General features: G+C 70.2%; 17 protein-coding genes and 1 pseudogene. 12 read left to right on the top strand and 6 right to left on the bottom strand.

The window, feature by feature from the left end; translation table 11 throughout:
- The first annotated feature begins 33 nt into the window (after positions 1 to 33).
- From ACFWDI_RS06995 to ACFWDI_RS07015, 5 genes are all read left to right on the top strand, one after another.
- A complete protein-coding gene (locus tag ACFWDI_RS06995) occupies positions 34 to 903 on the top strand; it encodes an alpha/beta hydrolase (RefSeq protein ID WP_385301772.1) in 870 nt (289 codons plus the stop codon).
- Between the two features lie 138 nt (positions 904 to 1,041).
- Positions 1,042 to 1,989, top strand: coding sequence for an alpha/beta hydrolase (locus ACFWDI_RS07000; protein ID WP_385301773.1), 948 nt, complete (start codon positions 1,042 to 1,044; stop codon positions 1,987 to 1,989).
- The gene (locus tag ACFWDI_RS07005) at positions 1,982 to 3,160 is read left to right on the top strand and encodes an acyltransferase (protein WP_385301774.1); all 1,179 of its coding nucleotides are present in this window, start codon (positions 1,982 to 1,984) and stop codon (positions 3,158 to 3,160) included. Before ACFWDI_RS07000 ends, ACFWDI_RS07005 begins: the two co-directional genes overlap by 8 nt.
- A gap of 10 nt (positions 3,161 to 3,170) precedes the next feature.
- On the top strand, positions 3,171 to 4,463 hold the full coding sequence (locus ACFWDI_RS07010; protein ID WP_385301775.1) for a sensor histidine kinase: 1,293 nt from the start codon (positions 3,171 to 3,173) through the stop codon (positions 4,461 to 4,463).
- Positions 4,460 to 5,128, top strand: coding sequence for a response regulator (locus ACFWDI_RS07015; RefSeq protein ID WP_385301776.1), 669 nt, complete (start codon positions 4,460 to 4,462; stop codon positions 5,126 to 5,128). The genes ACFWDI_RS07010 and ACFWDI_RS07015 overlap by 4 nt, the downstream gene beginning before the upstream one ends.
- Here ACFWDI_RS07015 and ACFWDI_RS07020 read toward each other — a convergent pair.
- Positions 5,122 to 5,322: a hypothetical protein gene (locus ACFWDI_RS07020; protein ID WP_385301777.1), complete on the bottom strand. Its 201-nt coding sequence runs from the start codon at positions 5,320 to 5,322 to the stop codon at positions 5,122 to 5,124. The genes ACFWDI_RS07015 and ACFWDI_RS07020 overlap by 7 nt on opposite strands.
- Before the next feature lie 66 nt (positions 5,323 to 5,388).
- Here ACFWDI_RS07020 and ACFWDI_RS07025 point away from each other — a divergent pair, with 66 nt between their 5' ends.
- From ACFWDI_RS07025 to ACFWDI_RS07035, 3 genes are all read left to right on the top strand, one after another.
- Positions 5,389 to 6,765, top strand: coding sequence for a sensor histidine kinase (locus ACFWDI_RS07025; protein WP_385301778.1), 1,377 nt, complete (start codon positions 5,389 to 5,391; stop codon positions 6,763 to 6,765).
- The gene (locus ACFWDI_RS07030) at positions 6,762 to 7,421 is read left to right on the top strand and encodes a response regulator (RefSeq protein ID WP_385301779.1); all 660 of its coding nucleotides are present in this window, start codon (positions 6,762 to 6,764) and stop codon (positions 7,419 to 7,421) included. Before ACFWDI_RS07025 ends, ACFWDI_RS07030 begins: the two co-directional genes overlap by 4 nt.
- 162 nt (positions 7,422 to 7,583) lie before the next feature.
- Positions 7,584 to 8,786 (top strand): cytochrome P450, encoded by a 1,203-nt coding sequence (locus ACFWDI_RS07035; protein WP_385301780.1) that lies wholly within the window; start codon positions 7,584 to 7,586, stop codon positions 8,784 to 8,786.
- Positions 8,787 to 8,887: 101 nt separating this feature from the next.
- Here the strand turns inward: ACFWDI_RS07035 and ACFWDI_RS07040 are convergent.
- Both ACFWDI_RS07040 and ACFWDI_RS07045 read right to left on the bottom strand, forming a co-directional pair.
- Positions 8,888 to 9,352 (bottom strand): annotated as a pseudogene (locus tag ACFWDI_RS07040) (ABC transporter permease); the annotation flags it as partial.
- A 69-nt stretch (positions 9,353 to 9,421) separates the two neighbouring features.
- Positions 9,422 to 10,243 (bottom strand): diacylglycerol kinase, encoded by an 822-nt coding sequence (locus ACFWDI_RS07045; protein ID WP_385301781.1) that lies wholly within the window; start codon positions 10,241 to 10,243, stop codon positions 9,422 to 9,424.
- Positions 10,244 to 10,396: 153 nt separating this feature from the next.
- Between ACFWDI_RS07045 and ACFWDI_RS07050 the strand changes: the two genes are divergently transcribed.
- From ACFWDI_RS07050 to ACFWDI_RS07060, 3 genes are all read left to right on the top strand, one after another.
- Complete coding sequence (locus ACFWDI_RS07050) at positions 10,397 to 11,680, top strand: adenylosuccinate synthase (protein WP_327325054.1); 1,284 nt, start codon at positions 10,397 to 10,399, stop codon at positions 11,678 to 11,680.
- A 460-nt stretch (positions 11,681 to 12,140) separates the two neighbouring features.
- Positions 12,141 to 12,404, top strand: coding sequence for a hypothetical protein (locus tag ACFWDI_RS07055; protein ID WP_327325056.1), 264 nt, complete (start codon positions 12,141 to 12,143; stop codon positions 12,402 to 12,404).
- Positions 12,401 to 12,802, top strand: a complete 402-nt coding sequence (locus tag ACFWDI_RS07060; protein ID WP_385301782.1) for a hypothetical protein — start codon at positions 12,401 to 12,403, stop codon at positions 12,800 to 12,802. The genes ACFWDI_RS07055 and ACFWDI_RS07060 overlap by 4 nt, the downstream gene beginning before the upstream one ends.
- 53 nt (positions 12,803 to 12,855) lie before the next feature.
- Here ACFWDI_RS07060 and ACFWDI_RS07065 read toward each other — a convergent pair whose 3' ends face one another.
- Genes ACFWDI_RS07065 through ACFWDI_RS07075 form a run of 3 tightly spaced genes read right to left on the bottom strand, consistent with a single transcriptional unit; the run spans position 12,856 to position 15,319 of the window.
- Complete coding sequence (locus ACFWDI_RS07065; RefSeq protein WP_385301953.1) at positions 12,856 to 14,223, bottom strand: cytochrome P450; 1,368 nt, start codon at positions 14,221 to 14,223, stop codon at positions 12,856 to 12,858.
- A 26-nt stretch (positions 14,224 to 14,249) separates the two neighbouring features.
- Positions 14,250 to 14,486, bottom strand: coding sequence for a DUF397 domain-containing protein (locus tag ACFWDI_RS07070; RefSeq protein WP_385301783.1), 237 nt, complete (start codon positions 14,484 to 14,486; stop codon positions 14,250 to 14,252).
- Positions 14,483 to 15,319 (bottom strand): Scr1 family TA system antitoxin-like transcriptional regulator, encoded by an 837-nt coding sequence (locus ACFWDI_RS07075; protein WP_385301784.1) that lies wholly within the window; start codon positions 15,317 to 15,319, stop codon positions 14,483 to 14,485. The genes ACFWDI_RS07070 and ACFWDI_RS07075 overlap by 4 nt, the downstream gene beginning before the upstream one ends.
- 157 nt (positions 15,320 to 15,476) lie before the next feature.
- Here ACFWDI_RS07075 and ACFWDI_RS07080 point away from each other — a divergent pair, with 157 nt between their 5' ends.
- The gene (locus ACFWDI_RS07080) at positions 15,477 to 15,884 is read left to right on the top strand and encodes a hypothetical protein (RefSeq protein WP_385301785.1); all 408 of its coding nucleotides are present in this window, start codon (positions 15,477 to 15,479) and stop codon (positions 15,882 to 15,884) included.
- The last annotated feature ends 35 nt before the right edge of the window (positions 15,885 to 15,919 follow it).

The following is a 15,919-nucleotide window of genomic DNA, read 5'->3' on the forward strand; positions in this document are numbered from 1 at the left end:
ATTCCGCCGCCCTGTCGGAAGGTTGGAGCAGCAATGCCGGACCCCGCCGCCCGTGACGCCGCCGAGAGCGACTCCTTGTTCTCGCATCCCGTCGTCGCGCCGGATGTCTCCGCCGCGTACGGCGAGCACCCCGACCAGGTCGTGGACTTCTACGCACCCCGTGGCGGGCTTGCCGGCGTGCCGCTCGTCGTCATGCTGCACGGCGGGGCCTGGCGGGCGTCGTACGACCGGCAGCACGTCACTCCCTTCGCGGACTTTCTGGCCAGGCGCGGGCTCGCCGTCGCCAATGTCGAGTACCGGCGCGGGAGCGAGATTCCGCAGCAGCGGGGGAGCGAGCCCGTCGCCGGGCGGTGGCCGGAGACCTTTGACGATGTCGCCGCCGCGATGGACGCGCTGCCCGGCCTGGTGAAGGACGTCCTGCCGCAGGCCGACGCCCGGCGCACCGTCGTCACCGGGCACTCCGCCGGCGGGCATCTCGCGCTGTGGGCCGCCGCCCGGCATGTGCTGCCGGCCGGCTCGCCGTGGCGGCTGGCCGCGCCGCCCGCGCTGCGCGGTGTTGTCGCGCTCGCGCCGATCGCGGACTTCGCCAAAGCCGTCGAGCTCGATGTGTGCGGCGGGGCGGTGACACAACTCCTGGGCAGCGAGGCGGAGTTCGCTGCGCGCAGTGCATACGCGGACCCGGCCGCACTCCTGCCCACCGGCATCGCCACCACCGTCGTACAGGGCCGTACCGACATCGTCGTGCCGTACGCCGTCTCGGAGGCCTATGTCGACGCCGCCGCGAAGGCCGGTGAGACCGTCGGGCTGACGCTCCTCGAGGATGTCGGGCACTTCCCGCTGATCGACCCGGCAGCGGATGCGTGCGCCGTCGTCGCGGAGGAGATCGCCCAGCTGGCCTGGTAGCCACAGGGCCTGCCCATACTCGTCATACCTCAGAGCTACGTCACAGGTGCGTTCCCCAGCGGGACGCCGACCACACGCCGCGATTCATAACTTCTGTTCCGAGAGAAAGCATTCAGCACTCGGAACGGAAGGAAAGCCATGGCGTCCCGCCTGCGTCGTACCTTGCTCGCCGCGCTCGTCACCGCCGCGGTGACCGTGCCGGTGTCGGCGGCGGCGCGGCCCGCCGCCGTTCCCGCGCCCGCACCGGCCACCCTCGCGCCGCTCACCGCAGCCGAACTCCCCCTCCTCGGCGACAGGTTCGCGGCCGGCCGCGCCGACATCCGCGCGGCTGCGGAGACGGCCGCCGACCATGGCGATCAGGGGCGGGCCGCCCGGCTGCGCGTCATGGCGGACCCGGCGCGGCACTTCCTCTCCTTCGACGGGCGGGACGGCGGCCGCACTGCCGAGGTCTTCGGCGACCTGGCGCGTGCCGAGCGGATCGCCGTGCTGGTGCCGGGCTCGGACACCAACCTCGATACGTACGAGCGTTTCCGGGCCGGCGCTGTCGCCCTTCACGACGAGCTCGGCGGCCGCGCCGCAGTCGTCGCCTGGCTCGGCTACGCGACGCCGGGAACCGTCAGCCCCGAGGTCCTGACCGAAGGGAGGGCGGACGATGCCGCCGCACAACTACAAGAATTTGTACGGGAGTTGAAGGGGGCCAAGCCCGGCTCGCGGGTGTCGCTGCTCTGCCATTCGTACGGTTCCGTCGTCTGTGGACGCGCCGCCCCCTCCCTCGACGTTGCCGACATCGCCCTCTACGGCAGTCCCGGCGCCGGTGCCGACAACGTCGCCGACCTCCGCACCCCCGCCACGGTCTGGGCCGGACGCGGCTCCGACGACTGGATCGCCGCCGTCCCGCACGTCCGGCTCGACATCCTCGGCACCACCCTCGGCCTCGGCGCCGACCCCGTGTCGGACGGCTTCGGCGCCCGCACCTTCGCCGCCGGTGACGGCGGGCACAGCGACTACCTGAAGCCCGGCTCCGTATCCCTGAAGAACCTCGCCCGGATCGCCCTCGGCCGCGGGGCGGAGGTCACTCATGCGTGACTCACAGCCTCGTGACCTGGCACGCCGTATCGACGCGGCCACCCCTCCCGACCGCGATCGCGCCGTCGACGCCCTGCGCGCCCTCGCCATCCTCGGCGTCGTCCTCGGGCACTGGCTCGTCACCGCCCTCGTCATCGACGGCGGCGCGCTGCGCGGCGCGAGTCCGCTGGAGCAGCTGCCCCAACTCGCCCCGATCTCCTGGATGTTCCAGACCCTCGCCGTGTTCTTCCTGGTCGGCGGGCAGGTGGGTAGGTCGAGCTACGCCTCGGCCCGCGCCAACGGCACGACCTACGGGCAGTGGCTCGGTGTCCGACTGTCCCGTCTCTTCCGGCCGGTCGCCGCCGTACTGACGCTGTGGACCGTGGCAGCCGTGTGCACGCTTGCCTCCGGTACCGGCCTGGACACCGTGACCACCCTTCTCAACCTCGTCCTCTCACCTCTCTGGTTCCTGCTGGTCTTCGCGGCTCTGACGGCGGCGACGCCGCTCGTCGCGAGGCTGCATCCGCTGTGGCCGCTCGCCGTCGTCCTGCACATCGACCTGTTCCGCTTCGGCCTGGGCGGGCCTGCCTGGCTGGGCTGGATCAATGTGGCGGCGGGCTGGCTGGTCCCGTACTGCCTGGGCGCGGCGTGGGCACGCGGTGAGTTCCGCTCCCGTACCAGCGGCTGGGTGCTGCTCACCGTCGGCGTCGCCGCCACCGCCGGGCTGGTCGTGTTCGCCGGCTACCCGGCGTCCATGGTCGGGGTGCCCGGCGCCGAGATCTCCAACCTCAACCCGCCCACCCTCGCCGCCGTGACCTTCGGTCTCGCCCAGTGCGGGGCGGCGATGCTGCTGCTCGGCCCGCTGCGTCGGGTGCTTCAAAGGCCCGTGGCATGGGCGGCCGTGGCGCTGGTCAACCTCTCCGCGATGACGGTCTTCCTGTGGCACCAGACCGCGATGATGGCGGTCACCGCGACCGGCCTGCTCGCGGGCACGGCGCTGCCCGGACTGCACACCGAGCCCGACGGCCCCGGCTGGGTGCTCGCCCGGATCGCCTGGCTGCCGGTGTTCGCGGCGGCGATGCTGGTGTGCTGGGCCGCGTTCCGTACATACGAACAGCGGCGGCCCCGGAAAGGCAGCCGGGTCGTACGGGCCCACGAGCCCGCCCGGGAACGGGAGATGGGCCGTGTTTAGGGTTGACGCCGTGGACAACGACGACAAGGCGCGCCTGGCCCCGGCGGCCAAGACCCTGCGGTCGTTTCCGCGTACCCTCCGTGAGGACCTGTGCACCCTCGCCGCCGACCCGCTGCCGCGCATCACCAAGGTGCGATGGCTGGCCTGGTTGCCGCACGTCATGGTGGTGTGGCTGTCGATTCCCCTCTTCCTGGCCAACAGCGATGAGCTGGAACACCGCATCGGCCTCGTTGGGCGGTACGGGTTGCTGCTCGCGGCGTTCCAGTCGGGCGCGCTCATCCTCGCGATGTTCCGTCCGGTGCCCGCCTGGTGGCTGTCCCTGGTCCCCACTCTCGTCGTCGCGGCCGGCGAGCCGAGGCCGGACGATCCGTGGCCGTGGCCGGTGACCGGGATCCTCGCGCACGCCGGCGTCCTGCTCCTGCTGTCACTGCGCGTACGCCCCCGGGCGGCGGTCGAGGCGCTGCTGCTCAGCTGTCTGGCGGGCGTGGTCCTCGAGGGGATCGGCGACCGCCCCCACGACACGACGGCCCCGGTGGCGGCGCTCGTTTTCACCGTTGTCGTGATCGTGGGCGGATCGCTGCGCGGCCGCCGCGAGGCCCGTACCAGACTGGTTGAGCAGGAGGTGCTGACCGCGGAGGAACGCGCCAGGCGCACGCTGCTGGAGGAGCGGAGCCGTATCGCACGCGAGCTGCACGACGTGGTCGCCCACCATATGTCGGTGATCTCCATCCAGGCGCAGGTCGCGCCGCACCTGGTCGAGGATCCGTCCGAGGAGCTGAAGGAGAACCTCGCGGGCATCCGCGAGAATGCCGTCGACGCGCTGACCGAACTGCGCCGGGTGCTCGGCGTACTGCGGTCCGAGAACCCCGAGCCGGACGACGAGTCGCAGACCCCGCAGCCCACGCTGGCGCGGCTCGGCGCCCTCGTCGACAACGTCCGCAGCGCGGGCCTGACCGTCACCACCGAGGTCGACGACGGTACGCGCCCGCTGTCGCCCGGCATCGAACTGTCGGCCTTCCGCATAGTCCAGGAAGCGCTCAGCAATGCGATGCGGCACGCGCCGGGCTCAATGGTGCGGGTGCGGATCGCGTACGACCCGGCCGGGCTGACGGTCCGGGTCACCAACACCGCGCCGGCCGGGCCGGTCCCGGCATCCCCGGGCGCCGGCCACGGTCTGCTCGGCATGCGCGAGCGCGCCGCGATGCTGGGTGGCGAAGTGACGACCGGCCCTACGGCCGACGGTGGGTACGAAGTGACCGCCACACTCCCGTTGAACGCGACCCCTATGAAGGACAGAGCATGACGATCCGCGTGATGATCGCCGACGACCAGGCGATGGTCCGGCAGGGCTTCACGGTGCTGCTCAACGCCGAGCCCGGTATCGAGGTGGTCGGCCAGGCCGTGGACGGCCTCGACGCCGTCGCCAAGGTCGCCGAACTCGGCCCCGATGTCGTTCTGATGGACATACGGATGCCCGAACTCGGCGGCATCGAGGCCACCCGCCGGATCACCCAGGCCCCGGACGCAACCGTCAAGGTCCTCGTACTCACCACCTTCGACCTCGACGAGTACGTCTACGAGGCGCTGCGTGCGGGTGCGTCCGGCTTTCTGCTGAAGGACGCCTCGGCCGCGCAACTGGCCGAAGCAGTAAGGGTGGTGGCGGCGGGCGACGCGCTGCTCTCGCCGAACATCACCAAACGGCTGATCCTGGAGTTCTCCCGGACCCTCGGCGCACCGCGGGCCCCGCTCAAGGAGCGCGTCGGCGATCTGACGGAGCGTGAGACCGAGGTGCTCGCGCTGATCGCTCAGGGTCTGTCGAACGCGGAGATCGCCCAGCGGCTGGTGGTGGCGGAGCAGACGACGAAGACGCATGTGAGCCGGATCCTGCTGAAGCTGGGGCTGCGGGACCGTACACAGGCGGCGGTCTTCGCGTACGAGACGGGTCTGGTACGCCCCACCGGTTACTGAGTCCCCTCGAGGCGCCGTTCGCCGGCCGGCTCAGCGCCATGGTCCACGAGGGCGCCATCGGCGCCGTCGCGGCAGTCGCTCTCACCGTTCGGGAACACCCCGGCAGCGGGACGTACCGCCGTCGACACCGTGGAGAAGGTCACGGGCCGCCCGGCGCGGAGCTTCGCCGAGTGGGCGGCCGATCGCGCCGACATCTTCCGGTCCTCGTCACACGCGGTGAGCAGGTAGTACTCAGGACGGACGCGGCAGGATCCGTAGCGATGCTGACGACCGCGTCCGTCCTTCCGCTTACCGTTCTGTACGTGACCGAGAAGACCCGCAGCCCCGAGTTCCGCCTGGCCATGGGCGCGCTGAGCGGCCTCCGCCAGGACCTGTTCCATGACGCCTTCGCCTACCGACCGCTGCCGCCGATGCGCACGGACGGCCCGCTCACCCGCCGGCTGCCGGGCCGGATACGCGACGGCGCGAGGTGGACCCCGCACGCCACGGTGCTGTGCTTCGCGTTCTTCGTGGTGCTCATGGCGGGCGTCTCCGGCGACGTGGGCGTCTCCGGCGACGGCCAGGGTGCCGGGCTGGAATTCGTACTGACCGGGTGCATCCCGGCCGCCGCGGTGGTGATGACGCTGCTCAGGCCGGTCGGCGCCTGGTGGATTTCGCTGTTCAGCACCCCCGTGGTCGCCGTCTTCGTCACCGACTGGAACGGCTATCCGTGGCCGCCCGGCGCCTTCCTCTCGTACCTGACGGTGATGACGGTGGTCGCGATGCGGACGCGCCCGCGGACCGCCGGCTGGATGTGGGCGCTGACGGCCGTGTACGGCGTCTTCGCCGAGGTCGTTCCCAGCCGCGGGTTCGGCATCTCCGACACTCCCCAGATGCTCTTCGTCGCCGCGCTCGCACTGCTGGTGGTGACCGTGCTGCACGTCCGCCGCGAGGCGAAGCAGGAGGTCGCGGCGCAGCAGACCGTGACGGCCGTCGAGCGCGACAAGCGCACGCTGCTGGAGGAACGCACCACGATCGCGCGCGAGCTGCACGATGTCGTCGCGCACCATATGTCGGTGGTCGCGATCCAGGCGGAGGCCGCGCCGTACCGGGTGGAGAACCCGCCGCCCGAGCTGGAGAAGGCCTTCGCCACGATCCGCGAGAACGCGGTGGCCGCGCTGACCGAACTGCGTCGTGTCCTCGGTGTCGTACGGGCGGAGGACTACCAGGCCCCCGACGCGCCGCAGCCGGTGCTCGCCGATATCGAGAACCTGCTCTCCAATGTCCGCGAGGCGGGTCTGGACGTGGAGAAGACGGTCACGGGCGCGGTCCGCGATCTGCCGCAGGGCGTCGAGCTGTCGGCCTACCGGATCATCCAGGAGGCGCTCAGCAACGCGCTGCGCCATGCGCCCGGGTCGACGGCGAAGGTCGAGATCTCCTACGTACTCGGTGGCCTGGGCCTGCGGATCGTCAACACCGCCGCGCAGAGCCTGGTCAAGCCCTCGCCGGGGGCCGGCCACGGCATCACGGGCATGCGGGAGCGTGTGACGATGCTGAACGGCGAGATGACCGCGGAGCCCACGGAGGAGGGCGGCTACGAGGTGACCGCCTTCATTCCCGTCGCCGTGACCGAGACCGCCTCCGAGGAGACCTCATGACGATCCGCGTCCTTATAGTCGACGACCAGATGATGGTCCGCGAGGGTTTCTCGGTCCTGCTGAACGCGATGCCCGACATCGAGGTCATCGGCGAGGCGGTGAACGGCCGCGAGGCGGTCACCAAGGTCGCCGAGCTCGCGCCCGACGTCGTGCTGATGGACATCCGTATGCCGGAGCTGAACGGTATCGAGGCGACCCGCGAGATCGTCGCGGCGCACAGCGAGTCCAAGGTGCTGGTGCTGACGACCTTCGACCTCGACGAGTACGTGTACCAGGCGCTGCGCGCGGGGGCGTCCGGCTTCCTGCTGAAGGACGCCTCGGCCCGCCAACTGGCCGACGGTGTACGGGTGGTGGCGGCCGGCGAGGCCCTGCTGGCCCCGACGGTGACGCGCCGCCTGATCACGGAGTTCTCGAAGCTCTCGCAGAACCCGCGGCCGTCGGCGCTGGCGCAGGTCGGCGATCTGACGGAGCGCGAGACGGAGGTCCTGGTGCTGATCGCGCAGGGTCTGTCGAACGCGGAGATCGCCTCGCATCTGGTGGTGGCGGAGTCCACGATCAAAACGCATGTGAGCCGGGTGCTGGTGAAGCTGGGGCTGCGGGACCGTACGCAGGCGGCGGTGTTCGCCTACGAGGCACGCCTGGTGACCCCGGGCTGATCAAGCCTCGCCGGACGGGCTGGGTTTCCCGGACATCCCAGCCCTTCCGGCGTTTGAGGAGCGGGGCTTGGGGCGGAGCCCCCACAGGAGCCTCGCCGGCGATCGAGGCGCGGGGTCCGGGGTGGAGCCGCGGGTACGGGAGGCGACCGGTAGCGTCGGCGCATGGCCGCCTTCGACCCCTGGTCACTCGCATTCGTCGCCGACCCCTACCCCGCCTACGCCGAGCTCCGCTCCCGCGGCCGGGTGCACTACTACGAGCCCACCCGCCAGTGGCTGGTCCCGCACCATGCCGACGTCTCCGCGCTGCTGCGCGACCGGCGGCTCGGGCGGACCTATCTGCACCGCTTCACGCACGAGGAGTTCGGCCGTACGGCACCTCCCGCCGCGCACGAGCCGTTCCACACGCTCAACGACAGCGGGATGCTCGATCTCGAGGCGCCCGACCACACCCGGATCCGGCGGCTGGTCTCCAAGGCCTTCACACCGCGCACCGTCGAGGCGCTCGTGCCCACCGTGCGCAGGCTCGCGGCCGAGCTCGTCGCGGGGATCACGGACGCCGGCGGAGGTGATCTGCTCGCCGAGGTCGCCGAGCCGCTGCCCGTCGCCGTCATCGCGGAGATGCTCGGCATTCCGGCCGCCGACCGCGCGCTGCTGCGGCCCTGGTCGGCCGACATCTGCGGGATGTACGAGCTGAATCCGGCCGAGGAGACCGCCCGTCGCGCCGTCACGGCCTCGCTCGAATTCAGCGCGTATCTACGGGAGTTGATCAACGAGCGGCGCAGCTCGCCCGGCGCCGACCTGATCTCCGCGCTCATCGCCGCGTACGAGGAGGGCGACCGGCTCAGCGAGCAGGAGATGATCTCCACCTGTGTGCTGCTGCTGAACGCGGGTCACGAGGCGACGGTCAACACCACCGCCAACGGCTGGTGGACGCTCTTCCGCCACCCCGGGCAGCTCGCCGCTCTCCGTGCCGACCACGCACTCCTGTCCACAGCTGTGGAGGAGCTGATGCGCTACGACACTCCGCTCCAGCTGTTCGAGCGGTGGGTCCTCGACGACATCGAGATCGACGGGACGGTCGTCCCGCGCGGCTCCGAACTCGCCCTGCTCTTCGGCTCGGCCAACCGCGATCCGGAGAGGTTCGGCCACCCGGACACCCTCGACCTCGCCCGCGCCGACAACCCTCATGTCAGCTTCGGCGGTGGCATCCACTACTGCCTCGGCGCGCCGCTCGCCCGTATCGAACTGGCCGCGTCCTTCGGCGAGTTGCTCCGCGAGGCCCCGACGATGCGGCTCGCCGCCGAGCCGGAGTGGAAGCCGGGCTATGTCATCCGCGGCGTCAAGGAACTCCTCGTCGAACTCTGATGCCCGCGCGACCGGCCCGGGCAACGCACGGCGCCCGGACTCCACCACAGGTCCGGGCGCCGTGCGTTCCCCGCCGTGCGTTCCCCGCCGGGCGGGCAGGGTCAGGTCTGCATGTCCCTTCTGCGCAGACCGCCGAGTCCCGCCGCCACCAGTGCCGCCGCCACCGCGGTCAGCAGCAGCACCGGCGTCCAGGTCATCTCCGGGCCCGGCAGCTTCGGCAGGTGGCTGAACGGCGACAGGTTCATCACCGACTCGGGCAGGTCCAGCGCCGGGCCGATCCAGCCCAGGGTCAGGCAGATCCCGACCACCGCCCAGGACGCCACGGCCGCCTTCGGGAAGAGCCCGTACAGCACCACCGCGAGCCCGCCCAGCAGCCAGATCGCCGGTAGTTCGACCCGGACCGCGCCCATGATCGGGCCGAACTCCTCGCCGTGGCCGATCGCCAGCCCCAGGCCGGCCACAGCCATGATCACGACCGCGCCGCCGAAGGCGATGGCGAGGTGGCCCGCCGCCCAGGCGAGCCGGCCGACCGCGTTCGCCAGGATCGGCTCGGCGCGCTGTGAGGTCTATGGGCTTGGAGCCGAGCCTGTCCGGCGCTCGAGGATGAACCGGCTGCTCCGGGCCCTCCCGGCTCACTACCCGCCCGACGCCACCGCCGCCGACGGCAGCGTCAGCCCCCACGCCCCCGGCCGCAGCGTCCACGTCCGCGTCCGGACCGGGCCCGTGATCAGCGCGTCCGCCCGGTAGCGGAAGTCCGCCCCGGACACGGTCACCGTCAGCGCCCGCGCCGTGACCGGCTCCATGTCCGCGCCGTGCCGGACGACCACCTCCGCACGCCCGCCGCCCGCGCGCACCGTCACGTCCTCCACCAGCCGGTCGAGATCCGTCAGCAGCACTCCGTCCGCCTCCACCCGCAGCCGGTGCGTACGCATCGCGGGCACCGGCGGCGCCGGGCGGACCAGGGTGCGGACCAGCGAGCGGCAGGTCCCCCACATCGATGCCCCGTTCGCCGCCGCGCCCGTCGCCGCCCGCGCCGCCGGGATCGACAGATCCCCCAGCACCACGCCGTCGCTCTCGTCCACCAGCAGATCAAGACGCTGTACGGTCCCGTCCAGCACCGCCCGAGCCGCCGCCACCGCACCCCTCGGCACGCCCAGCGCGTGCGCGAGCTCTACGGATGTGCCCACCGGGACCAGGGCCAGCGCCCCGTCGCCCAGCCAGCGGTCCCGGTGCAGCAGGGCCACCGCCCGCAGCAGCGCACGGTCGTCACCGATCACCACCGGCCGCCGCGAGCCCCTGCGTGCCAGTGCCCGCGCAAACTCCTCCGGGCTCTCGGGAAGGCAGATCTTCGCCTCCGCGCCGCCACACAGCACATCTTTCGCGATCCGCACGGACTCGCCGTCACTTCGGCGGGCGACCGGGTCGATGACCACCAGTAGCTGGTCGTGAGCCGACACCTCGGTCCTTCCTCGGGTAGCATCTTTGTGCAAGAGCCCCTTGCGCTATTGCGCCAGGGGCTTCGTCTATTCCGGGGCAACCGGTCCGAAGACTCAGGCACGGCTCAGGCCCCCTGACCTTGGTCTTGCCCCGCCCGGAAGGGGTGTACGCCTGTGCCCGCACTTGTGCTGCTCGGTGCTCAGTGGGGTGACGAGGGCAAGGGAAAGGCCACCGACCTGCTCGGTGGATCAGTGGATTATGTAGTGCGTTACCAGGGCGGCAACAACGCCGGCCACACGGTTGTCGTGGGTGACCAGAAGTATGCGCTGCATCTCCTCCCTTCCGGAATCCTCTCGCCCGGATGTACTCCGGTAATCGGCAACGGCGTCGTTGTGGACCCGGCGGTACTGCTCTCCGAGCTGAGCGGGCTGAACGACCGCGGCGTCGACACGTCCAAGCTGCTGATCAGCGGAAACGCCCACCTGATCACTCCGTACAACGTCACCGTCGACAAGGTGACGGAACGGTTCCTCGGGAAGCGGAAGATCGGCACGACCGGCCGCGGCATCGGCCCGACGTACGCGGACAAGATCAACCGCGTCGGCATCCGCGTCCAGGACCTCTACGACGAGTCGATCCTGGAGCAGAAGGTCGAGGCGGCGCTGGAGTCCAAGAACCAGCTCCTCGCCAAGGTCTACAACCGGCGCGCGATCGAGGCCGACAAGATCGTCGAGGAGATGCTCCAGTTCGCTGAGCAGCTCAAGCCGTACGTCGCCGACACCACGCTGATCCTGAACAACGCCATCGACGAGGGCAAGGTCGTCCTCTTCGAGGGCGGCCAGGGCACGCTCCTCGACGTCGACCACGGCACGTACCCCTTCGTCACCTCCTCGAACCCGACCGCGGGCGGCGCCTGCACGGGCGCGGGCGTGGGCCCGACGAAGATCAGCCGGGTCATCGGCATCCTCAAGGCGTACACGACCCGCGTCGGCGCGGGCCCGTTCCCGACGGAGCTCCTCGACGAGGACGGCGAGGCGCTGCGCCGCATCGGCGGCGAGCGTGGCGTGACAACCGGCCGCGACCGCCGCTGCGGCTGGTTCGACGCGGTCATCGCGCGATACGCGACCCGGGTCAACGGACTGACCGACTTCTTCCTCACCAAGCTGGACGTGCTGACCGGCTGGGAGCAGATCCCGGTGTGTGTGGCGTACGAGATCGACGGCAGGCGCGTCGAGGAACTCCCGTACTCCCAGACCGACTTCCACCACGCGAAGCCGATCTACGAGATGCTGCCGGGCTGGTCCGAGGACATCACCAAGGCGAAGACCTTCGCCGACCTGCCGAAGAACGCGCAGGCGTATGTGAAGGCGCTGGAGGAGATGTCGGGCGCGCCGATCTCGGCGATCGGTGTCGGCCCCGGCCGCACCGAGACGATCGAGATCAACTCGTTCCTCTGATCCAGGAGTCCGTTTCTGTGGCGCGCCCCGGTTGGCCTCTCGGCCGGCCGGGGCGCGCTGCGTTCCTGTGGACCCGCTCCTAGGGACGCCGGTACGCGCGGGGCGAGTCGCCCGTGTCGAGGAAGGACCGGTTCGGCGTGCTGCCGCTCACCGAGTTCGGGGCTTACGGGGTCTCGACGCCGGATGTGGGCCCCCAAGTCACCCTGGGGGGTGAACTCTTCAGGGAAGTGGCGGCGGTCTGCCGCCCGGCGATTCGACCCCATTTTTGGCAAATGCCGACCTGATTTCGGGCTTTGAGTAATTCGAACTGCGGGTTTGGCATAGTCAGTTGGCACTTGCGTAGATCGCCGCGTCCGGCGGTACGGTCGCCCGGCAGTCGTAAGAACCCGAGAGGAAGAAGGTCTTCATGACCCTCCAGTTAGAGCGGCCCGAGGTGGTATACCACCGGTATACTGTCGTCATGGCTGACACCACCGTCAAGGTTGACCCCGCTGTCCGCGACCGCCTTCTCGTGCTTGCCCGCGAGCGGGGCATGACGATGCGCGATCTCATCGCCGAGCTGGCCGGAGCCACACCCACAAAGGAAGAGCTTCAGAAGCGGTACGAGGCAACCAAGGCGTACTGCGAGACGCACTTCGGCGTGACGCTCACGGACGAGGACCATGACAGGGTCGAGAAGATCTGGCAGGACCTCGAGGCCGACCGGCCTGTGGACAGCCTGTGAGCGCATCCACTGCGGTGATCTATGACGAGACCGCCCTGCTCGCGCTCGGTTCGGGCAATAGGCTGGCCTCGCAGTTCATTTCCAATACCGAGCACGGCCCGACCCGGCACGTATATGTGCCTGCGCTGTGCCTGTTGGCGGCCGACGGTATGCGCAAGGGGCTGGCGGAGCACGTGGGCGCCCTGCCCGCCGCCGAGATCGTGGAGCTGGACTTTGCGGGTGTGGCGGCGGTCGGTGCGTTGATCCGGGACGGTGTGCAGTGGCACCTGGGTCACGCGATCCATCTGTCCCGCCCAACGGTCGACTGGCCGGACGGCCGGTACGTGCTGACCTCGACGCCGGAGCTGTACGCGGAGATGCCGCTCGTACGGACGATCAGGCTGCCCGAAGCGCGCTGACCGCCCACTGGCGCGGGGCCTGGAACCTCCGGGCCCCGCGCCTTCGCGTCAGGTCACTGCGCCCCGTCCACCCGCCGCAGCGCGCACCGCGCCGGGCCCGCCGCCCGCAGAGTGATCCCGGTGTCCACCGGAACCTCGACGTCGACCGCCTCCAGCTCGTACTCCCGCAGGATCATCGCCAGCGCCAGCACCGACTCCAGCATCGAGAAGTGCTGACCGATGCACGCCCGCGGCCCGCCGCCGAACGGGAACCACGCGTACCGCGGCCGCTCCTTCTCCCGCTCCGGTGTGAACCGTTCCGGGTCGAAGCGCTCCGGATCGTCCCAGTACCCCGGATGCCGGTGCGTCACCCACGGCGCGACGATCACATCCGCGCCGGCCGGGATCGTGTGCCCGCCGACCTCCGCCGCCGCGACCGCCCGGCGGCCGATGACCGGGCCCGCCGGATAGAGGCGCATCGCTTCCTTCAGCACCTGTGTCAGATACGGCAGTGCGTCGAGATCCGCGGCCCCTGGGGTCCTTCCGCCCAGTACGCGTACGACCTCGTCCCGCGCCCGTGCCTGCTGCTCGGGGTGGCGGGCCAGCAGATGCAGCGCGAACGCCAGCGACGTCGCCGTCGTCTCGTGCCCCGCGAGCAGGAACACCAGGACCTGGTCACGGATTTCGGACGCGTCGAGGGACCCGTCCTCCGCGCTCTCGGCCTGGGAGAGCAGCGTCAGCAGATCCTCGCCCTGGGCCGCATCCCCCTCCGCCCGCCGCTTCTCGATGATCCCGTCGCACACCGCGAACAGTTCTTCCATCGCGGTGGCGGCCCGCCGGTTGGCGGGAGTCGGCCAGCTGCGCGGGAAGTTGGCGGGGGAGTAGCCGCGGGTGAGCGTGTACTCCCCGATGATCGGGAAACAGCGCTGCACGACGTCGACCGCCGCCTCGACGTCCGTGCCGAACAGGATGCGGGCAACCGCCCGCAGAGTGAGCCGGGTCGTCTCGTCGACGACGTCCACCGTGGCGTCCGGGGCGGTGCTCCAGGTGGCGAGCAGAGCAGAGGTTTCGGCGGTGACGGCGTCGGCGTAGCCGTCGACCCGGCGGCGGGTGAACAGCGGCTGCACAAGCCGCCGCTGCCGGAGGTAGTCGTCGTCCTGGCTGGTCAGCAGGCCGTTGCCGAAGGACTCCCGGACCTCCTGGTAAAAGGCGTTGTCCTTGCGGAAGTTGGCCGATTCCGTCGCCAGCACCTGCTGGGCGCCCTCCGCGGAGAACACCGCGTACAGCTCGGCCCGCAGCCCGGGCGGGCCCGCGGTGATCCTGACGACGTCTCCGTACTCGCGCTGCGCGTTGAGGAAGGTGCCGAGCGAGTCCCGCTTGAGCTCGAACATCGAGCCCAGTAGCGGCAGACCCGCCGGACCCGGTACCGCTGTGCCCGTCATCGTCATGGCTTCTCCTCCGTACGGGTTCAGCTCGCCCAGTCGAGGAAGTTCGTCCAGGTGGTGGGGGCGACGGCGAAGGTGGGGCCGTCGGTGACCTTGGAGTCGCGGATGTGGATGGTGTGGGGGCAGGCGGCGACCTCGACGCAGTTGCCGGTGCAGTCGCTGCTGTACGAGGACTTACGCCAGTCGAAGGCCACTTCGATGCAGCTGCCGCCACTGCTGTCGCTGTAGCTGGACTTGAACCACCGCAGGGTGTCGCTCATTTCTGCTCTCCTGCCAACCGCTCGATGAGGCCCAGCGATTCACGGGGATCCAGGGCCTGTGCTCGGATCCTCGCATACCGCTGGGCGCACGTACTCACCTTTGCGGGGTCCTTGATCAGGAGGCTCTCCCCCTGGGACTCCAGATAGACCAAGTGGTCGTGTTCCGGGGTCTCGACCAGCTCCATTCCGCCCTGGTCGCCCGCGTACTCACCGCTGAGACCGCAGTCCAGCGGCAGTACTTGGAGCGTCACATTGCGGCGCCGCGCGCACTCCGCCAAGCGTAGTAACTGTCCCCGCATGACCTCCTCGCTGCCGATCGTCCTACGCAGTACGCACTCCTCCAGCACCACCTCGATCAGCGCCACCGGCTCCCGCTCGAACAGCGCCCTACGCGCCATCCGCGCCTCGACCAGCTCCTCCACCCGCTCCTCGGACAGCGGCGGATACCCGCCCCCGATCAGCGCCCGCGCGTACTCCTCCGTCTGGAACAGCCCGTGCACGACCAGCGTCGCGTACAGACACAGCCCCACCGCCTTCTGCTCCAGCAGCGCATAGTTCTTGAACTGCGCCGGGTACTTGTCCAGCCGTACATACGTCCTCGCCTCCTCGAAGATCCCCGTCCCGCCCCCGAGCACCCTCTCCAGCTCCACCAGCATCTGGTCGCTCGCGGGCTGGGCACAGGTCTCCATCGCGCTCACCGCCGCGCCCGTGAAGCCCATCTCGTCTCCCAGCTGCTCCTGCGTCAGTCCTTTCTGGACGCGCATATTGCGCGCGACATTCGCCACCAGACGCGTCGCCGGACCCGCCGTTTCCTTGTTTTCCGAACGTGCCATTTGCGATCACCGCTTCGACTCAACCGGACTCAACCGGTCTCAACCAGTCCCCGCCGAATTCGACCCGCCTCAAAGGAAGTTCGCGCAGGTCAACGTATGCCGGACCCCCTCCTCGCGGTCCTGGAAAACGCTAGCCAAAGTCACTCAGACTGTCCTTGTGGATACGCAAAGTCGCCAAGTAAACCTCGATTGGATTCCGGCTTCCGGATTCCAGCTCCGTAAGGCAGGCGTGCAATTCGACGCAGTCCGCGTCGACGACGAGGACGGCCGCCGCCTGGCCGACCTCCTGGAGAGGATGACCGGGGGCGACCCGGGCCCCGTCGTCATAGAGGCGTACGGGCGACGGTCGGTCTACTTCCTCGTACCGCCCGGGACGACGTCCCACCGGCCCTGGCCGCGTGGTGTCACCCGGTTCAACTCAGGTCCGGCGCATGTGAGTTACGTCCCCGTGCCCGCCCTCCGCGGGCGCACCTGGCCGCTCTCATGGCGGTTCCCGCCCACCGGCGAAGGGCGGTTCGTACACCCTCTCCTGCTGTCCAACGCCGCGTCCGCGCTGCTCAGTTGACCCCCGGCGTGTCCGGGACACGTCCCGGACGCGAC

Origin of the sequence: Streptomyces sp. NPDC060064 (assembly GCF_042736455.1) — a bacterium.
GTDB lineage: Bacteria > Actinomycetota > Actinomycetes > Streptomycetales > Streptomycetaceae > Streptomyces.